This window comes from Providencia sp. wls1914 (assembly GCF_009706645.1).
In the GTDB taxonomy this organism is placed as follows: Bacteria; Pseudomonadota; Gammaproteobacteria; order Enterobacterales; family Enterobacteriaceae; genus Providencia; species Providencia zhijiangensis.
This window is the reverse complement of the sequence record NZ_WLUN01000003.1, coordinates 275,334-295,191: the sequence shown is the minus strand read 5'-3', so window position 1 is coordinate 295,191 and position 19,858 is coordinate 275,334. Positions and strand designations below refer to the sequence as shown.

17 protein-coding genes and 3 pseudogenes are annotated in these 19,858 nt (G+C 43.2%); 4 read left to right on the top strand and 16 right to left on the bottom strand.

The window, feature by feature from the left end; all coding sequences use genetic code 11:
* Positions 1-30: 30 nt before the first annotated feature.
* The 9 genes and pseudogenes from tuf to fkpA form a co-directional block, all read right to left on the bottom strand.
* Entirely contained in the window at positions 31-1,215 is a 1,185-nt protein-coding gene (gene tuf, locus GKR74_RS02220) for an elongation factor Tu (protein WP_096759607.1), read from the bottom strand.
* Positions 1,216-1,293: 78 nt separating this feature from the next.
* The gene (fusA, locus tag GKR74_RS02215; RefSeq protein ID WP_154602339.1) at positions 1,294-3,420 is read right to left on the bottom strand and encodes an elongation factor G; all 2,127 of its coding nucleotides are present in this window, start codon (positions 3,418-3,420) and stop codon (positions 1,294-1,296) included.
* 86 nt (positions 3,421-3,506) lie between these two features.
* Complete coding sequence (gene rpsG / locus GKR74_RS02210; protein WP_006813694.1) at positions 3,507-3,977, bottom strand: 30S ribosomal protein S7; 471 nt, start codon at positions 3,975-3,977, stop codon at positions 3,507-3,509.
* Positions 3,978-4,075: 98 nt separating this feature from the next.
* Positions 4,076-4,450: a 30S ribosomal protein S12 gene (gene rpsL, locus GKR74_RS02205; RefSeq protein WP_004265905.1), complete on the bottom strand. Its 375-nt coding sequence runs from the start codon at positions 4,448-4,450 to the stop codon at positions 4,076-4,078.
* Between the two features lie 136 nt (positions 4,451-4,586).
* A complete protein-coding gene (tusB, locus tag GKR74_RS02200; RefSeq protein WP_154602338.1) occupies positions 4,587-4,874 on the bottom strand; it encodes a sulfurtransferase complex subunit TusB in 288 nt (95 codons plus the stop codon).
* A 13-nt stretch (positions 4,875-4,887) separates the two neighbouring features.
* Positions 4,888-5,292: pseudogene (gene tusC, locus GKR74_RS02195) on the bottom strand (sulfurtransferase complex subunit TusC).
* Positions 5,293-5,344: 52 nt separating this feature from the next.
* Positions 5,345-5,749, bottom strand: a complete 405-nt coding sequence (tusD, locus tag GKR74_RS02190) for a sulfurtransferase complex subunit TusD (protein WP_154602337.1) — start codon at positions 5,747-5,749, stop codon at positions 5,345-5,347.
* A pseudogene (locus tag GKR74_RS02185) lies at positions 5,728-6,450 on the bottom strand (helix-turn-helix transcriptional regulator). Before GKR74_RS02185 ends, tusD begins: the two are co-directional and overlap by 22 nt.
* Before the next feature lie 339 nt (positions 6,451-6,789).
* Positions 6,790-7,533: an FKBP-type peptidyl-prolyl cis-trans isomerase gene (gene fkpA, locus GKR74_RS02180; protein ID WP_154602336.1), complete on the bottom strand. Its 744-nt coding sequence runs from the start codon at positions 7,531-7,533 to the stop codon at positions 6,790-6,792.
* Between the two features lie 233 nt (positions 7,534-7,766).
* On the opposite strand from fkpA, the gene GKR74_RS02175 reads away from it, so the two are divergent.
* Positions 7,767-7,988 carry a SlyX family protein gene (locus GKR74_RS02175; RefSeq protein WP_154602335.1) on the top strand — a complete coding sequence of 74 codons (222 nt, stop codon included), beginning with the start codon at positions 7,767-7,769 and terminating at the stop codon, positions 7,986-7,988.
* Positions 7,989-8,049: 61 nt separating this feature from the next.
* Here GKR74_RS02175 and slyD read toward each other — a convergent pair whose 3' ends face one another.
* From slyD to kefG, 4 genes and pseudogenes are all read right to left on the bottom strand, one after another.
* A complete protein-coding gene (gene slyD / locus GKR74_RS02170) occupies positions 8,050-8,655 on the bottom strand; it encodes a peptidylprolyl isomerase (protein ID WP_154602334.1) in 606 nt (201 codons plus the stop codon).
* Positions 8,656-8,741: 86 nt separating this feature from the next.
* Entirely contained in the window at positions 8,742-8,945 is a 204-nt protein-coding gene (locus GKR74_RS02165) for a YheV family putative zinc ribbon protein (RefSeq protein ID WP_036948717.1), read from the bottom strand.
* 9 nt (positions 8,946-8,954) lie between these two features.
* Positions 8,955-10,763: a glutathione-regulated potassium-efflux system protein KefB gene (kefB, locus tag GKR74_RS02160; protein WP_154602333.1), complete on the bottom strand. Its 1,809-nt coding sequence runs from the start codon at positions 10,761-10,763 to the stop codon at positions 8,955-8,957.
* Between the two features lie 10 nt (positions 10,764-10,773).
* A pseudogene (gene kefG, locus GKR74_RS02155) lies at positions 10,774-11,316 on the bottom strand (glutathione-regulated potassium-efflux system ancillary protein KefG); the annotation flags it as partial.
* A 151-nt stretch (positions 11,317-11,467) separates the two neighbouring features.
* Between kefG and GKR74_RS02150 the strand changes: the two are divergent.
* From GKR74_RS02150 to GKR74_RS02140, 3 genes are all read left to right on the top strand, one after another.
* The gene (locus GKR74_RS02150; protein WP_154602331.1) at positions 11,468-13,402 is read left to right on the top strand and encodes an ABC transporter ATP-binding protein; all 1,935 of its coding nucleotides are present in this window, start codon (positions 11,468-11,470) and stop codon (positions 13,400-13,402) included.
* 417 nt (positions 13,403-13,819) lie between these two features.
* The gene (locus GKR74_RS02145) at positions 13,820-15,022 is read left to right on the top strand and encodes a peptidase (protein WP_154602330.1); all 1,203 of its coding nucleotides are present in this window, start codon (positions 13,820-13,822) and stop codon (positions 15,020-15,022) included.
* Positions 15,023-15,029: 7 nt separating this feature from the next.
* Positions 15,030-15,749 (top strand): Lnb N-terminal periplasmic domain-containing protein, encoded by a 720-nt coding sequence (locus GKR74_RS02140; protein ID WP_230089113.1) that lies wholly within the window; start codon positions 15,030-15,032, stop codon positions 15,747-15,749.
* Between the two features lie 72 nt (positions 15,750-15,821).
* Here the strand turns inward: GKR74_RS02140 and GKR74_RS02135 are convergent, their stop codons facing one another.
* The 3 genes from GKR74_RS02135 to GKR74_RS02125 all read right to left on the bottom strand — a co-directional run bounded on the left by GKR74_RS02135 (position 15,822) and on the right by GKR74_RS02125 (position 19,762).
* Positions 15,822-16,076, bottom strand: a complete 255-nt coding sequence (locus tag GKR74_RS02135; protein WP_154602329.1) for a hypothetical protein — start codon at positions 16,074-16,076, stop codon at positions 15,822-15,824.
* Between the two features lie 464 nt (positions 16,077-16,540).
* The gene (gene adiA / locus GKR74_RS02130; RefSeq protein WP_154602328.1) at positions 16,541-18,805 is read right to left on the bottom strand and encodes an arginine decarboxylase; all 2,265 of its coding nucleotides are present in this window, start codon (positions 18,803-18,805) and stop codon (positions 16,541-16,543) included.
* Positions 18,806-18,901: 96 nt separating this feature from the next.
* Positions 18,902-19,762, bottom strand: a complete 861-nt coding sequence (locus tag GKR74_RS02125; RefSeq protein WP_154602327.1) for a MurR/RpiR family transcriptional regulator — start codon at positions 19,760-19,762, stop codon at positions 18,902-18,904.
* Between the last annotated feature and the right edge of the window lie 96 nt (positions 19,763-19,858).

Genomic DNA, 19,858 nt, shown 5'->3' with positions numbered 1-19,858 from the left:
GTGGTTCTTTCTTATTCAGAAAGAGCGGTATTATGCAATGATTCTTGCAACAACACCCGCACCTACAGTACGACCACCTTCACGGATTGCGAAACGTAAACCATCATCCATCGCGATTGGGTGAATCAGAGTCACGATCATGTTGATGTTGTCGCCTGGCATTACCATCTCTACGCCTTCTGGCAGTTCGATAGTACCGGTTACGTCAGTTGTACGGAAGTAGAACTGTGGACGGTAGCCTTTGAAGAATGGAGTATGACGACCACCTTCATCTTTGCTCAGAATATAAACTTCTGATTCGAATTGGGTGTGTGGCTTGATTGAACCTGGTTTAGCCAGTACTTGACCACGTTGAATTTCTTCACGCTTAGTACCACGCAGCAGAACACCAACGTTCTCACCCGCACGACCTTCGTCCAGCAGTTTACGGAACATTTCAACGCCAGTACAAGTTGTTTTAGCCGTTGCTTGGATACCAACGATTTCAACTTCTTCACCAACTTTGATGATACCACGCTCAACACGGCCTGTTACTACTGTACCACGACCAGAGATTGAGAATACGTCTTCGATTGGCAGCAGGAATGGCTTGTCAATTGCACGCTCTGGTTCTGGGATGTAAGAATCCAGGTAGCCTGCTAATTCAACAATTTTCGCTTCCCACTCTGGGTTGCCTTCCAGCGCTTTCAGTGCTGAACCGCGAACAACTGGAGTGTCGTCGCCTGGGAAATCGTATTGAGACAGAAGTTCACGAACTTCCATTTCAACTAATTCTAACAGTTCTTCGTCGTCTACCATGTCACATTTGTTCAGGAAAACGATGATGTAAGGAACACCTACTTGGCGACCTAACAGGATGTGCTCACGAGTTTGTGGCATTGGGCCATCAGTCGCAGCAACAACCAGAATTGCACCGTCCATCTGCGCAGCACCAGTGATCATGTTTTTAACATAGTCGGCGTGACCTGGGCAGTCTACGTGTGCGTAGTGGCGAGTTGGAGTGTCATATTCTACGTGAGAAGTAGAAATGGTGATACCACGCGCTTTTTCTTCTGGTGCGTTATCGATTTGGTCGAATGCACGAGCGTTACCGCCGTAAGTTTTAGCCAGAACAGTAGTGATTGCTGCTGTCAGGGTAGTTTTACCATGGTCAACGTGGCCGATTGTACCAACGTTAACGTGCGGTTTTGAACGTTCAAATTTTTCTTTAGACACGACTCTATTCCTTATGGAGTTCCCTCTTCACGATAAAGAAGGAACTTAAATTAAAGTAGTTAAATCGATAAAAATCGATTATCTAGCGTTACGAGCTTCGATTACAGCTTGTGCAACGTTGTTTGGCGCTTCATTGTACTTCAGGAACTCCATAGAGTATGAAGCACGACCTTGTGTCTGAGAACGCAGGTCAGTAGCATAACCGAACATTTCGGACAATGGTACTTGTGCACGAACAACTTTACCAGTAGGTAAGTCATCCATACCTTCAATCATACCACGACGACGGTTCAGGTCACCAATTACATCGCCCATGTAGTCTTCTGGAGTTTCCACTTCAACTTTCATGATTGGCTCAAGCAGAACTGGTTTCGCTTTTTTGAAGCCGTCTTTAAATGCCAGCGATGCTGCCAATTTAAACGCCAATTCAGAGGAGTCAACATCATGGTAAGAACCGAAATGCAGACGAACACCCATGTTAACTACTGGATAACCAGCTAATGGACCAGACTTAAGCTGCTCTTGCAGACCTTTGTCAACCGCAGGAATGTATTCCGTAGGGATTACACCACCTTTGATTTCGTTGACAAACTCGTAGTCCATTGGCAGACCATCTTTGTCTTTCTTGTCCAGTGGGTACATATCGATAACGACATGACCGTACTGACCACGACCACCAGACTGTTTCGCGTGTTTACCTTCGATGTCAGTCACTTTAGCAGTGATTGCTTCGCGGTAAGCTACTTGTGGTTTACCAACGTTCGCTTCAACTTTGAATTCACGACGCATACGGTCAACCAGAACGTCCAAGTGCAATTCACCCATACCAGCGATGATAGTCTGATTAGTCTCTTCATCACTTGATACGCGGAATGATGGGTCTTCTTGAGCCAGACGGCCTAATGCGATACCCATTTTTTCTTGGTCAGCTTTAGTTTTTGGTTCGATTGCAACAGAGATTACTGGCTCTGGGAATTCCATACGCTCCAGGATGATTGGTGCATCAACTGCACATAAAGTATCACCTGTAGTTACGTCTTTCAGACCGATAGCAGCCGCGATGTCACCAGCGCGAACTTCTTTAATCTCTTCACGCTTGTTAGCGTGCATCTGAACGATACGACCAAAACGCTCTTTCTTCGCTTTAACAGCGTTCAGAACGGTATCACCTGAGTTAACAACACCGGAATAAACACGGAAGAATGTCAGGTTACCAACGAATGGGTCAGTTGCAATTTTAAATGCTAAAGATGAGAACGGCTCTTCGTCACTTGCATGACGTTCAGCTGGAGTATCTTTACCATCGTCCAGAATACCGTTAATTGCCGGTACATCTGTAGGAGCTGGTAAGTAATCCACGACCGCATCCAGCATCGCCTGAACACCTTTGTTCTTAAATGCAGAACCACAGGTAACCAGGATAATTTCGCTAGCAAGAACACGTTGACGTAAAGCACCTTTGATTTCTGCTTCAGTCAGTTCTTCACCGCCCAGATATTTTTCCATCAGTTCTTCTGATGCTTCTGCAGCGGATTCGATCAGGTTGTTGTGCCACTCTTCAGCCAGCTCTTGCATGTCCGCAGGGATATCTTCATATTCGAAGGTAACGCCTTGGTCTTCATCGTTCCATTTGATTGCTTTCATTTTCAGCAAGTCAACAACACCAGTGAACGACTCTTCTGCGCCAACTGGTAATTGCAGTGGAACTGCAGTAGCTGCTAAACGAGTTTTTAACTGCTCAACAACGCGTAAGAAGTTCGCACCCATACGGTCCATTTTGTTAACGAACGCGATACGTGGAACTTTATATTTGTTAGCCTGACGCCATACGGTTTCAGACTGTGGCTGAACACCACCAACCGCACAGTAAACCATTACCGCGCCATCAAGAACACGCATAGAACGTTCTACTTCGATTGTGAAGTCAACGTGTCCCGGGGTGTCGATGATGTTGATACGGTGTGGTTCATACTGCTTAGCCATACCAGACCAGAATGCAGTAGTCGCAGCTGAAGTGATAGTAATACCACGCTCTTGCTCCTGCTCCATCCAGTCCATTGTTGCAGAACCTTCGTGGGTTTCACCGATCTTATGGTTTACACCAGTATAGAACAGAATACGTTCAGAAGTTGTGGTTTTACCGGCGTCGATGTGTGCACTGATACCGATGTTACGATAGCGTGCTATGGGCGTTTGACGAGCCATTTTTTCCTCTCTCGTGGGCGTTCAATTCTTCATATAAAGGGCAGCTGAAAGCTACCCTGAGATACATCACTAAGATTGGTAAGAGATTACCAACGGTAGTGTGCGAACGCCTTGTTAGCTTCTGCCATACGGTGAACGTCTTCACGTTTCTTAACAGATGAACCTTTGTTCTCAGCAGCGTCTGATAATTCGTTTGCCAGGCGAAGCGCCATAGATTTATCACCGCGTTTACGAGCAGCATCAACGATCCAACGCATTGCCAGGGCATTACGACGAACCGGGCGAACTTCAACTGGAACTTGGTAAGTTGAACCACCAACACGGCGGGATTTAACTTCCACAGTCGGACGCACGTTATCAAGTGCTAATTCGAATGCGTCAAGTTCAGTTTTACCAGAACGCTGAGCAAGGAGCTCAAGTGCGTTATATACGATTGCTTCAGCAGTAGATTTTTTCCCGTCTACCATCAGGATATTTACAAATTTGGCCAGTAATTCTGATCCGAACTTAGGATCTGGAAGAATTTTACGTTGACCAATTACGCGACGACGTGGCATGGATATGACTCCGTTGTTAATTCAGGTTTGTCCAAAACTCTACGAGAGTATTTTGACATTAAGATTAAAAATGTTTGGCCTTACTTAACGGAAATCCATTAAGCCTTAGGTTTCTTCGCGCCGTATTTAGAACGAGCTTGCTTACGGTCTTTAACACCAGAACAGTCCAGTGCGCCGCGAACGGTGTGATAACGCACACCTGGCAAGTCTTTAACACGACCGCCACGGATCAGGATTACGGAGTGTTCCTGCAAGTTGTGGCCTTCACCACCGATGTAGGAAGATACTTCGAAACCGTTAGTTAAACGAACACGGCATACTTTACGTAATGCTGAGTTTGGTTTTTTAGGAGTGGTAGTATATACACGAGTACATACGCCACGTTTTTGCGGGCAAGCTTCCAGTGCTGGAACGTTGCTTTTCACAACTTTCGAGCTACGAGATTTGCGTACCAGCTGATTAATAGTTGCCATTATTAAAAAAGCTCCTGGTTTTTTTGCTTCGTAAACACGGATTTTGACCTCGTTCGCCAACATGACGATACACGAGGACGCGAAATTTTATTGCCGACTGGCTCAGGTGTCAAGAAATATACAACTTTTAGTGACTTTATAAGGCAAAATGTTGCTTATGAGCTTCAGTTAGCTTTACAAAACCTTGATATGAGATGATAGAAACGCCATCAGCTACCTGATCTTGTAGCCCTCGGGCGTCAATATCTGCATCCAAGGCATAGATTTGGGCACCGCTATTTTGTAGTTCCGCAAGATATTTGGATTGTGAAACGGCGGCAATCACACCATCTTGGAAAAGCAATATAGCGTCTTCATTGGTGATTAAACGCAATAGCGCGGAAAAATCACATTTAAATGGAGAAGTGGCTAGGGTGTATAACATAGGCAGGATCCTACTATAGATCAAAATCCGAACACAAGATCAAATTTTGAACACAAGCTCAAAATTTCAGCACAACATCACAGACAGATAACTGCTCTTGGATCTGCTGGGGTGTTAAAAATTCAGGCGTCACAATCCACTCATTTTGCTGGCTAAGGCCTCTTTCCTTTAATGACTCTGAACATAGGTAAATGTTTTCAATGTCATAGAGAGGTAAAATCTTGAACGTCGCAATATAGTCCCGAGCTAAAATTTCTTTAGGCTGCTGATGAGCGAGTAATTGGCATACGCCATCAGAAAGAAAGAATACACTGATTTCCTCAGTCAGTGCTGAGGTCGCTAATAACGCATCCAGTCCTTCGCGCCCACTGGCACTACCATGTGGCATAGTCGTAAAAACAAAGGCTATTTTCTTCACAAGAGACCTTATCTTATATCTTATAGAGTGACGTGGTTCATGATGTTCAGGTTTAAAACTGGATTGTGCGGTCAGTGGTTAACATGGATTCAGCCAGACTTCCTAAACCTCTCATGGTAAAACTTTCAGATAAATTATAAGCAGATAGCGATAGCGCGTTAGCTTGCTCTTCATCTGTAATACCACGACGTAACCCTGCTGCAACGCAGATATTCATTTCACAGCCCGACTCTTGTGCCAGCTGGCGCCATGCTTTGACCAGATCAAATTCATCATTCGCAGGGGAAGTTAAAGCATTGCCATTCAGAACGCCATCTTGATAGAAAAACACCGTCTTCAATAGATGCCCCTCTTGAAGAAGGGCCTTGGCAAATTGATAGGCACTTGCTGATTGTGAAGTGCCGTATGCGGGACCTGTCACTAACAAACAATAGGTTAGCGGGGTTGTTTTACTCATTCACCACTCTTAAATTGGCGGATATATAAATAGACAGTGTGCTTGGAAATATTCAGGCGGTCAGCAACTTGGTTGATAGCATCTTTGATATCAAAGATCCCTTTTTCGTACAGGTTCAGAACCACTTGTTTATTTTTCGCGTTGTTAGAAACATTACGGTCATTGCTAACTTCTTCGATGGTGTATTCCAATGTTTGTGCAACTAAGTCATCAACTGAAGATGCAAAGTTCACATCGGAAGTCACTTCTTGTTTTTCTTCCGGTACAAAAGACTTAATGATTTCAGAGAATGGTACATCCAAGTTCATGTTGATACACAGTAAGCCAATAACACGTTGCTTACGGTTACGAATCGCAATCGTCACGGACTTCATTAAGTCGCCACTTTTCGCTTTCGTAAAATACGCTTTAGAGACATTGGATTCCGCATCCGCCATGTCATGAAGCATTCTTAATGCTAAGTCAGTGATAGGGGAGCCAATTTTACGCCCTGTATGCTGACCATTCGCTATTCTCACTGCTGAACATTTGAGGTCTTCTAGAGAGTGAAGAACAATTTCACAATGCTCACCGATTAGCATAGCGAGCCCGTCAACCGCAGCTTCATATGATTTTAAAATTTCGTGGTCAGTCTCAGTAAACGGCTGGTTATCAAGAATATTAATATCACTGAGGTCTTGGGATTGTAATGCATCAGACATTTCAACGGCATCCTTCTAAAGTGTATAAAATTCATCACGTCAACCAATGAGGCATTCATTATTCGACTCATTTGCCTTCACTTTATCGTACATAGTCAACGGATGTGATGATTAAAAATAAAAACGAATCTACTGAAGTTAAAACTCCAAGGCGTTGCCGTCAAGCGAATGAATGCAAGAGAGTATGTTTTATCACAAGTTTTAAAGAATATAAGATTTTTAAATGTAAATTTTTAATCGAGAATGACACAACTCTGCTTTTTTAGCATTGAATTGCGTAACCCAATGAAAAAAGCCCAGAACGAATCTGAGCTTTTTTGTTTTTAACGCTGTGAAATCTTATTTTGCAGCAGGTTTGATGTCTAATAATTCAACATCAAAGATCAGCGTTGAATTTGCTGGGATACCTGGAACGCCGTTTTCACCGTAAGCTAATTCTGGTGGGATAACTAATGTCATCTTGCCACCTTTCTTCAGGTTAGATAAACCTTCAGTCCAGCCTTTGATCACTGAGTTTAATGGGATAGTCAGTGGCTCGTTACGAGAATAAGAGCTATCGAATTCAGTGCCATCAACTAAAGAGCCTTTATAGTGAACAACAACGGTTTCGTCTTCTTTAGGTTTGGCGCCAGTACCGTCTTTTTCAATTTTGTACAGTAGGCCAGACTTAGTTTTCACTACGCCCTTTTCTTTTGCAAATTTCTCGCGATATTCGTCACCTTTCTTCACGTTAGCTACTGATTCAGCTTTGATTTTATCTTCAGCTGCTTTTTTCACTTGTCCTTCGAATTGACGTAATGTTTCTTCAACTTGTGCATCAGTCATTTTGCTTTTGCCGTTGAATGCATCTTGAACACCAGCCAGTAATTGGGCTTTGTCCAGATTAATACCGATCGATTTTTGTTCTTCTAAAGAATTCTGCATATAGCGACCTAAAGAGGCACCTAATGCGTATGCGTTACGCTCTTCTGCATTTTTGAAAGCGCTCGCTTGTGTTTTTGCTTCTTCCGCCATAACTTGTGGGGCAGTAAAAGCGAATGCTAATGTTGTTGCTAATAGACTTGCCTTAAACAGTGATTTCATCCTAATCTCCGATAGCTATTATTCGAGCCATACGGCTCATTTTTATTGATAGCTGTTCCTTACCTTAAAAAAACAAGCTGTCAGTTAACACAATAAATATAAGAATATCTTAGACCACATTAACAAAAAGAGGTTTCAACGCCTACACCTTTAAATAAAACTTATCTGTTGATTTGTAATGTTCGGTTATTATGATGTTTTTTCATGATGAGAACCCATAAGGAGAGTCTAAAATGGATTCATCAGACAATTTTGAACAGCGTTTAGAACTTTTAGAAAGCAAAGTTGCTTTCCAAGAATTGGCCATTGAACAGCTTAACCAAGTAATTACAGAACAACAAATGCAGCTGTCAAAAATGCAGGAACATTTACGTATTGTGGCGGAGAGATTAAAAGCATCGCAATCATCTCACCTAGCTCGTCCAGAAGAAGAGACTCCACCGCCACATTACTAAAACTATCAACGAAAAAAGGAAAGCATCTGCTTTCCTTTTTTTTACTCATTGGCGCTAGGGATTAGTGGCAACCACAACCGCCATGCTTGTGACCGTGGCCTTGACCTTCACCACCACCACAGCAACCGCCTTCTGAACCGTGGCTATGACCGCCACCGCCACAGCAACCACCTTCGTGGTCATGGTCGTGGTCGTGACCATCAGCACCATGGACGTGGCCATGAGCGATTTCTTCTTCAGTTGCTTCACGGATAGCCATGACTTCAACATTAAATTTCAGGTTTTGACCTGCTAGCATATGGTTACCGTCAACGATAACTTCATCGCCTTCGATGCCAGTGATTTCAACTGGAACTGGGCCCATGTCAGTGTCCGCTAAGAAACGCATACCCACTTCCAGCTCGTCAACGCCCATGAATACATCTTTCGGTACGCGTTGAACTAAGTTGTCATCATATTGACCATATGCATCGTCTGAAGCGACTTCAACATCGAAATGTTCGCCAACTGCACGACCTTCTAATGCTTTTTCCAGACCAGAAATTAAAGAACCACGGCCATGCAGATAGTCCATTGGCGCATTTGCCGGGGACTCATCAACTAAAACACCGTCTTCTGTTCTTACTTGGTAAGCTAGGCTTACAACCAAGTCTTTTGCTACTTTCATGACATCTCCTACGACCCGTAAGGGAAAAATTTTTGCCAATTGTACCGGAAAACAATTGTGCTGTATTGAGAATTGACAAAATTCTCTTATTCTGGCGTAAAAATTCCAATAACTTGTTCTTGCTTTCTCACATGCTCAGTTGCATCGCCTTCAGCTTGACGTTGTTGATCCCCACAATTCACACATTCAACCACATCAATTTTATCTTCTCGCCACATCATTAAGGTGTCTTGAGACTTACATTTAGGACAGGTTGCCCCAGCAATAAAACGCTTACGTGTTGCTGCCATTTTTCTACCTTACTGTTCGTTATTCCAGCTGTGCGGTTGGCGATTTTCTCTTTGCATCTCTTTTTCGAAAAGTTCGTTGAGTTCACGCCGTGCCTCTTTAATACGTGAAATTTGCCCGCTGTCGCTGTTCTCATTTTCAGGAATAATATCCCGCAGCATACGCATATCAAGCCGACGGAAATGCTGTTTCGCTCGATAAGCTTTGTGTGGATGCATTCCGGTGCTAATCAGTGCTTTGCTTCCCATTTCTAATGCGCTTGAGAAGGTTTCACGGCTAAAATCCGTCACGCCGCTGTGTAGTAATTCGTGAGCTTCTAAGCGCCCTTTTGCACGCGCAATAATATGCAAATTCGGGAAGTTTTCTTGGCAAATACGCACAATTTCCATCACTTCTTCAGGAACGTTGCTGGTGATCACAATCGCTTTGGCTTTATCCGCTCCCGCTGAGCGCAGAAGTTGTAGCTCTCGCGCATCCCCATAATAGACGGTGTAACCGTAGCGGCGCATGGTACTAATCGCGGTAACATCTTGTTCAAGCACCGTAATATTCACTTTGTTCGCCATCAATAGACGGCCAACCACCTGCCCCATTCGCCCAAATCCCACTAAAATCACATGAGGATTGGTATCTTCCACAAACGGTTTTTCGGTAGAGGTTACTTGCTGATTATAACGGCGGTTGAGATACGCATCTATCAACTGCATCACAAGTGGCGTTGTCATCATCGATAGCGTCACCACTACCAACAATAAATCCATTTGTCGCTCATCAATCACGCTAGCACCGAATGCCGTGGCATAAATTACAAAGGCGAACTCACCACCTTGGCTAAGCACCCCAGAGAATTGCGCTCGAGCACCTGTGCGTAAACGCGCCACAAATCCCAATACATATAAGACAAGCGCTTTCACGGCGACCAGCACCAAAACTGCCAGTAAAACTTGAGGGAGATAAGCCCACAATACTTGTAAATTTAATGACATACCGACGGAGATGAAAAACAGCCCTAGCAGCAAGCCTTTAAACGGTTCAATATTAATCTCAAGTTCATGACGAAATTCCGTCTCAGCGAGCATCACCCCCGCCATAAACGTACCCAACGCCATTGAGAAGCCAAGGCTTTCCATAATCAACGCAGAACCCAGTACGACTAACAACGCCGCTGCGGTAAAAATTTCATGAACGCCCGATTTCGCTGCAAGCCTAAAGAGTGGACGTAATAAATAACGTCCGACAATCCATAATCCCGCAAACGCCACCACTTTCAATCCAATTTTGTACCAATCGCTGCTTCCCGTATCCCCTGCCAACAGCGGAATCAGTGCCATAATCGGGATTACCGCCATATCTTGGAACAGTAAAACAGAAAAACCGAGCTGCCCACTTTCTTGGTTGGACATCCCTTTTTCATTCATTAATTGCAGCGCCATAGCCGTTGAGGACATCGCCATTCCCAGCCCGCCAACCACAGCTGCCTGCCAAGAAAACTGAGCTAGAATCAAGATCCCAGCCATCAAAGCCGCGGTTACAACCACTTGAATGGTACCGACACCAAAAATCGATCGGCGCAGCTCCCACAATTTCGAGGGTTTCAGTTCCAACCCAATCAAAAACATTAAGAAGACAACACCCAGCTCCGAGAAATGCAGAATGTCATCCACATTGCGAATAAAGCCCAATACAAATGGACCAATCACAATCCCCGCCAATAAATAGCCTAATACCGCACCCAGTCGGATTTTTTGGGCAATCGGCACCATCACCACACCGGCGCATAAAAATATGATCACCGATTCAAATAGATTTAATTCATCCATTTGAAATGTCTCCCGTATTGAGGGGTTGTCTCATCCATTGCTTATACTCTTCAACCATTTGATGTAACTGTTGCGGGCTCTGCCGACGGGCAGAATAGATAATGTTCGGCTCCATCCAGTGCATATCACACATCAATGAGGTCAACTCAAATGGACGAAGGATTTCAGATAATGGATAACGATTATAGCCGCCATACTGGTAAGCTTCTTCTGGCTCCCCCGTGGTGATAATCGAGCGCCAATATTTGCCTTTCAGTTTTTGGTATCCTTGGTCTGTGGCAAATCGGCGAGTCAGAACTTGGTCAAACCACTCTTTTAATAGCGCGGGGCAACTATAAGTATACAGCGGGTGCTGAAATACAATGACATCATGCTGGCAAAGCAGCTTTTGTTCAGCGGTGACATCAATAAAATAATCGGGATATGTTGCGTATAAATCGTGGATAGTAACATTGTCAAAATCGCGCACTGCATTTAACAACAGACGATTAGCAACAGATTCATGGGGGTCTGGGTGAGCGTAGACCACGAGCACTTTTGGCGTATTTGACATCTTTCCCTCCTCAAAGGCGTGTCAGGCGGATAATTTTCCGTTACCATGCAGCCTGCTAAATGTACTTTAAGCTTAATATATTTCAGTAATAACTTTATTATTCGAATATATCTAACTCAATAATTTAACATATTTTCAATAGACGGTTTCTATGATTGTTTTCTCTTCATTACAAATTCGCCGAGGTGTACGTGTTCTGCTGGACAATGCAACTGCGACTATCAATCCGGGGCAAAAAGTCGGGTTAGTGGGTAAAAACGGCTGCGGAAAATCCACATTGCTGGCACTGTTAAAGGGTGAATTGCAAGCGGAAGCAGGATCAGCAACCTTTCCAAGCAATTGGTCTATGGCGTGGGTGAACCAAGAAACTCCGGCCCTTGATGTACCTTGTATTGAATATGTGATTGATGGCGATCGTGAGTTTCGCGCCTTAGAACATAAACTCCAACAGGCGAACGAAAAAAATGACGGTCATGCTATTGCCGTTATTCATGGGCAATTAGATGCCATTGATGCGTGGACAATTCAGTCCCGTGCAGCGAGTTTGCTACATGGTCTTGGTTTTAGCCAAGCACAGCTACAGTCTCCGGTAAAATCATTCTCCGGTGGATGGCGTATGCGCCTGAACCTTGCGCAAGCCCTACTGTGCCGTTCCGATTTATTACTTCTCGATGAACCGACGAACCACTTAGATTTAGATGCAGTGATTTGGTTGGAAAAATGGCTTAAAAGCTATTCTGGCACACTGATTTTGATTTCCCATGATAGGGACTTCCTCGACCCAATCATCGACAAAGTGCTGCATATCGAACAAGAAACCATGTTCGAATACACGGGCAACTACTCCTCATTCGAACGCCAACGTGCTACTAAACTCGCTCAGCAACAAGCCTTGTATGAGAGCCAACAAGCTAAAGCCGCCCACTTACAAAGCTATATTGACCGCTTTAGAGTGCAAGCCACCAAAGCTAAACAGGCACAAAGCCGAATAAAAATGCTCGAACGCATGGAGATGGTCGCCCCTGCGCATGTGGACAACCCATTCCATTTCTCATTCCGTCAACCGGAAAGCCTGCCGAATCCATTATTAAAAATGGAAAAAGTCAGTGCAGGTTACGGCGAAAAAGTGGTGTTGGAATCCATCAAATTAAATTTAGTTCCGGGTTCTCGCATTGGGTTACTGGGACGAAATGGTGCCGGTAAATCCACACTAATCAAAATGCTAGCAGGTGACTTACCACCATTACACGGTGAAATCTCACTCGCCAAAGGGATCAAACTGGGGTACTTCGCCCAGCATCAATTAGAATATTTGCATGCGGATGAATCCCCGCTACAGCATCTTGCTCGTCTTGCGCCAGAGCAAACCGAGCAGCAATTACGTGATTACCTTGGCGGCTTTGGTTTTAAAGGCGACCAAGTGACGGATCCTAGTGGACGTTTCTCTGGTGGGGAAAAAGCTCGCTTAGTATTAGCTCTGATTGTCTGGCAGCGCCCTAACTTACTGTTACTCGATGAGCCAACCAACCACTTAGATTTGGATATGCGCCAAGCACTAACCGAAGCGTTAATGGCTTTCGAAGGCGCATTGGTTGTGGTTTCCCATGATAGACACTTACTGCGCACCACCACGGATGAGCTGTATCTGGTTCATGGCGGAAAAGTGGAGCAATTTGATGGTGACCTCGAAGATTACCAACAATGGTTAGCTGAGCAGAACAAAATGGAGCTACAGCAAGCCCGCGATCTGCTTGATAAAGAAAAGCCAGCCAGCACGTCAACCGTGACGGCGCAAGATAGAAAAGACCAAAAACGCCGCGAAGCCGAGTTCCGTCAACTGACCCAACCTATCCGTAAAAAAATCACGGAGTTGGAAAAGAAAATGGAAAAACACTCTGCATCCTTAGCCGAGTTAGAGGCGAAATTATCCGATGCCGCTATTTATGAGCAAGATAAAAAAACGGAGCTGACTGACTGTTTGAAAAAGCAGACTGAGAATAAATCAGCCCTTGAAGACGTTGAAATGGAATGGATGGATCTGCAAGAGCAGTTAGAAGCCATGACCAATGAGTTTGAAGCGGGTTAATTCGTAATCGTTCTTCAATAATAACCCTTTATTAAGATCAGACTAATAAAGGGTTATTTCAATAAATGACCAAAAGAGATAATCATAATTAGAGATTTTAAGTTTAAGAATTTAATTACACATAAAAATCTTATTTATGGTTTCTTTAAAACATAATCCGAAGAGTTGACTGGTCATTAATAGAATTAAATATTAACATACCGTTAACCTAAAGCAGTTACAGCCACACAATCAAAGTGTAACACTAGAAATAACACTTATTCTTCAATGAATTAAAATCACAACAAAACGCACGAATTGCCATCTATTTTGTCGCTTAAATATCCCCATTATAATGAGGCCAATCCTACAAATTAATAATAAAAACCTATAAAGATAAGGCATTAGCACTTATCAAGATTCTATGGTTGGTGCAGCATGATTTATATCATTACGATGCTCTATGGCAGAGACACAGCGAAGAAATATTTCTGGTTTATTCTGGCGCTCACACTATTTGGTGTTCTGATTGGTGCCTGCTTTTTTCTATTACCTTTTTTTGCTGATCCCCATGAGTTTATGATTTTCCTCTGTATTCCAATTTTATTGGAAGCCATTCGCTCGTTTGTCTGTGCGATGTATTGCCAAGGTGCCACCCGAGGGCTGCGGATCAGCCGCGGGTTAGTGCTACTTTTAATGGTATACATTGTCTTATTTTCTAAAATACATGCATGGGAAACGGTTCTCTCTGGGTTTATTACTGGCTTATATCTCATGGTCAGTGCTATCTGGAAAATGTCCAATAGCGTGGTTTTAAAATTTGAACGCTGGAAGTTGATGTTCACTGTCTCCATTATTGAATTTTCATTAGGTTTATGGAATTTCATTCCTTGGTCTTTTGACTATTCCTCTCGCCAAGTTTATTGGGATGTCGGCACGCTGATTATGATCTTCTCCCTAGACTCATTCTTTGTTTACTACTTTGTTGTGAGCAGCCAAATTTCGAATGTTAACCAGATGGTATTTACACGCAATAATGACGCTTCAAACAGAGAACGCGGCACCTTACACGTATGGACAACGACCGGACAACTGCCGTTATTTTTTAAAATTATCCAGCGTTATATTGTTTCCCGTAATTCATTGGGCGTGATTAGTACAGGGCATGTTGCTTTCGAACTGGATGAAATTTATATCAGCCACTACCCAGAGAAAGATATCGATCGCGATACTGCGCAATTTTTGCAGATATTAAAATCCACCGAGGAAAACAATGACACGGGCGTTTTTCAAATCAGCTATCTTGATGAGATGAAAATTGCGCCGCCATCAAACTTCAAATTAACCATTGAAGGGATCAGCAAAGAAAAGTTAGACGCATTCTGGCAAGAATACAGTAAAGACACGACCTACAATTTAACGAATCGCAATTGTTCAACCGTCGTTTCTTTGGCGCTAATAAAAAGTACCGAGGGATATTTTACTGAGAAAAAAGGCGGTTTCATGCTGCTGCTTAAATTGCTCTTTAGCCCTGAGCTTTGGGTCATGTCCCAACTCAGAAAACATGCAAGCATAATGACGTGGACACCGGGCATTGTTTTAGATTATTCCCGCGCCATGTCTGTTTTATTAAAAATGTAGCGTGCAGATGAGCAATCTATTGCCTCAAAATGAGTGGAGAACCGAGTATCGCTATAAGTCCCATATGGATTTTAATCACAAAACTTCGGACGTCGCCATTCATAATTTTCGCTCTTTTCAGTTTGCCGATAAGAATGAATACACTTGGGATACAAAGCATTACAACCTGTCTAACTTGCAAAGCGTAGACTTAGTTCAATCCCACTGGTCTGGTAAAATGATCGCCCATGTCTTTCTGAGCTTCGGTTTTACCAATGGGGACTATGTCTCTTTCTCTATCGAGACAAGGCGAAAAACACATCAACAATTTTCGGTTTGGAAGGGTTTTTTCTATAACTACGATATTATCTATGTAGTCGCTGATGAGCAGGATTTAATTGGTACTCGCGTTAATTTACGCAATGAGCAGGTCTATATTTATCCCTTAAATTTAGATAAGCCACTTATTACCGAACTGTTTCTCAATTATATGAGTAAACTTAATCAGCTCAAAGAGACCAATGAAAAATATCATTCTATGTGGAATAACTGCACAACCAGTATTTATAAAATTGCCAAGAAAACCTATCCTGACTTTAAATTTAACTGGAAACTGTTAGTCAGTGGCTATGCTTCTCAATATTGTCATCAATTAGGCTTTATTGACGATAAAGATTATTTTAATAAACAGAAGATTCCTATTATACAATTTATTGATAACCAGTTTTCTCAAGAAATACGCCGCTAATAGAATATAAAACAGAGAGGCATAAATTTATCTATTATGCCTGTGTGATTTTTACTTATTTAAGCGACCAAACTAGTATTTAATTCGACGAGCTTCCTGGCGACCATCCTGCTTAGTTTGGCGTTTATCTTGACGACAATCATGGTTACTTTTGTTGTCATTAGAGATACAGTCACGCTTAGTATCGCGTGCTTTTTCACGGGTATCTTGGCGTACATCACGCGCTTGTTGTCGTTCTTTCGAGTTCTCTGTTGCGCTCGCCGTGCTCACAAAACCGACTGAGCTTAATACCGCTGCAACCAAAGTAGCTTTCAGTATGTTATTCATTTCAAACTCTCATTAATTTTTAATCAGATGATGCTTTATTATCAAATAAAAGCATACCAAACGTTATATAAATAACGTAGGCAGCTTTGTATGTGTGGCTTATAAATATGCTATTTAAACTCATCATGCATAGCAAGAATAAAAATATAAAACGCATTTTTTGCGATATAAGTTTGAATTTCAATCAGAGTGAAAAATAATAGATCACAGTTAAATTTAACAAAAAATGTTTTTTATTTTAGAAAGCATTAATTGTTCAGTGAATATATTTATTTCTATTTCCAATGACAAATTTAATATTAAAAATAATATGGAGAAGTATAGCTACCGCCCAATAAAATAGGGCAACTTATCACTAAGTCGCCCTTCCTAAATCTTAATACGCGCTTCCGACACGGTTTCTACCGGCTAACATACAACCTTCCCGATTTCCCATATCGCACGTAACTATTTCACGCACATAACTATTTCACACACATCACATGGTATTCGCCATCAATTTTTTCCGTACCTTCTGTTTCATGTTCAAAACCCGGAAACTCGCTATCCCACGCTTGTAAACTGCGTAAATAACCAATATGCGGGCTGTTGGTTTCGCCAAAGCTTTCGCCGGATAACAACATTGGGATCCCCGGTGGATAAGGAATAATCGAGTTCGCTGCAATACGCCCAGCCAGCTTATCTAACGGCACAGCTTCAACGCGGTTCGCAACAATCTGTTGATAGGCATCACGTGGGCTCATCATGACATTGGGTAACTCTGAATAGGCTTGATTCAGCTGACTACCCGGATTATTGCGCTGCAAGTAAACAAACATCTTATCCCCCAAGTCTCTCAGCCCCATCTCACCATAAATATCAGGCGCTACTTCCACCACTTCAGGTAACACTTTTTTCAGTTGAGTGTTGGCATCGTAGTGGCGTTTAAAGGAGAGCAATGCATTGACTAATGTGCCCCATTTCCCTTTGGTGATCCCCATAGAAAACAGGAACATAATTTGGAAATCGGTAGTACGGGTCGGCACAATACCATAATGATTTAGCCATGCGGTCACGAGCGCCGCAGGAACACCGGAATCGAGCAGCTTGCCATCGTCCCCCATTCCCGGCGCCAAAATACTCACTTTGATAGGATCTAACATCGCCCAATCTGCGGGAATATTTTTGAAACCATGCCACGTATCTTCAGGGTTCATTACCCAACAGCTTTGCTCTTTCATCAGCAATTCAACAGGGGCAAACTCAAAATCGTAGCGCTCACCGGTTGCAGGATCCTTCACCGTTTCCTGATTCCACGGTTTGAAAAACCATTCGCCATCATTTTGGAACTCTTTGTACAGATAACCGAGTGATTGACGAAAGTCGATGGCTTCGCGGATCACTTCATCCGTTAATGAGCGCCCACTATTTCCATCCATCATATCTGCCGCAATATCGTTCGAAGCGCAAATGGCATACAACGGCGAGGTGGTTGCATGCATATGATAGGCTTGATTAAAACGATTAAAATCAATGGCATTCCGGCCATTTCGAACATGAATGAACGAGGCTTGAGACAGCGCATTCAATAATTTATGGGTTGAGTGAGTAGCAAAAATGGTAGGGTCATCCTCTTTGCGCTCTTCATCACGCATCGCAAAATGGTCACGATAAATCGGGTTAAATCGCGCGTAACCGTACCATGCCTCATCAAAATGAATTCTATCGAGGGATTTATCCAATAGGTTTTGCACTTTGCGCGCATTGTAGCAAACACCATCATAAGTGCAGTTTGTGACCACGCTATAGGCCGGCTTTTTACCGATTTTATCGGCAGTAAATGGATTGTTGGCGATCTTTTTCTGAATGGCTTCAGGGGACATTTCTGTGGGATAAATCGGTCCAATAATCCCATAACGGTTACGACTTGGGACCATATAAACAGGTTTTGCTCCCGTTAAAATCAAACCTTGTTCGATGGATTTATGGCAATTTCGGTCAATAACCACCACGTCGTCGTCCGTCATACAAGCTTGCATAATGGTACGGTTCGAGCCGGATGTGCCCACCACAACAGAATAGGATTGGTCAGCACCAAAAATCCGTGCAGCGTTTTTCTCACACTCCCCAAATGCCCCAGTGTGATCGAGCAACGAACCTACGGCAACTCGCTCAATGCCGATATCGGTACGGAATAAATTTTCACCAAAAAAGTCGTGATAAATACGCCCAGCTGGCGTTTTGGTAAAACCGACCCCCCCTTGGTGCCCCGGCGCCGCCCATGAGTGCTCATGTACATCACTGTATTTAATTAAACTTTTCATTAATGGCGGGAGTAACTGCGCACGGTAACGGATGATAGCAGCAAGAACGCGTCCGGCAATAAAGTCCGCGGAGTCCTCTAAAATCCATGCAAATTCATCCACCTGCTCCATCATTTTCCGATCAAAAGCTACCAAGGCCTCTTCACGGTCACTCAAGAGAAAAACGGGCACATCTTCTTGACGGCGATGAAGCTGAGTGATCAGCCGATGCGCTTGAGCTTGTTCTTCCTTATCGGACATATCTCGCCCGTAAAGCAAGCAGTCAATGCTGGTGTTTGAGCGAATATAGGCAAGACCGTCTTCAAAATCACGGATAATGACCGTTTCGACGTGTTCGTCATTCAGTTCGCTTGCCAGCCGTGCAACCGCATGGCTAATCACAGAATCTTCATCTGTTAGCTCGGTATAAACGATCAATGCCCTCATGGACTCTCCCTCAATGAATTGTTTTAAGCGAAATAATGCCTCCTTTAGTCTTAACGCAGATAAGATTATTTTGCAAAGTTATCGGGGTATTAATAGTTATTCATCAAGTTTATTAATCATCACTTTGGCATTCATCACCAATGCTTTCGCTTTATCTTCCCGTTTTTGTAACAACGCCATGAACAGTAAATCGGTCAGGGTATTTTGTGCCGTTCTTGAAGAAATTGATGAGCTGCGCCATTCGTTCTCTTCCGCCACACTTTCCAACATATAGTCTGACATTTGAGCGAGTGGAGACTCTTTCGAGCGCGTAATAGCGATAACACAAGCACCATTTTGGTGACCAATATTGGCAGCAGTGAGCATATCTTTGCGCTTTCCAGAGAAGGAAATGACGATTTGCACATCTTTCGGCGTCAAGGTTAAAGCGGCAGCAATTTGAACGTGATGATCCGGCTCCACGAGCGTGGTAATGCCGATTTTCTGAAGCTTATAGCTTAAATCTTTCGCAGTAAGTCCTGAACCGCCAATGCCGACAATTTGCACACGCTGCGCATGGTCTATACGCTCAATAATTTTTTCAAACTGTTTAAAATCAAGGCGTTTAGTTGTTTCTGTGATGGAATAATTTTTCTCTAATGCCAGCTTCTGCGCGACCACCATCAAGCTATCCGTTTGCGTAATACGGTTATGTAACGCACGGTGAGGCTCCCCCAACTCTTGCTGTTGGCGACCAATGATTTCACTCAACGCCAATTTCAGCGCGGGGTACCCCTTTACACCTAGCTTTTGACTAAACTTCACTATAGCGGATTGGCTGATCCCCAACTGCTCCGCTAACTGTGAAGATGATAGTTTCAGCACGTTTTCCGGACTTTCCAAGATAAATTGTGCAATTTTACGTTGATTTTCCGCTAATCTCGGTAATAGGTACGTGATGGTATCGAGTAACGTCATAATAGCCCTCAAGAAGATAAACCTTCATCGACAGAATAAATTTACAAATAAATTATTCCTTTAATAAAAACTCAATGCTTGGTAATTAATTATTTA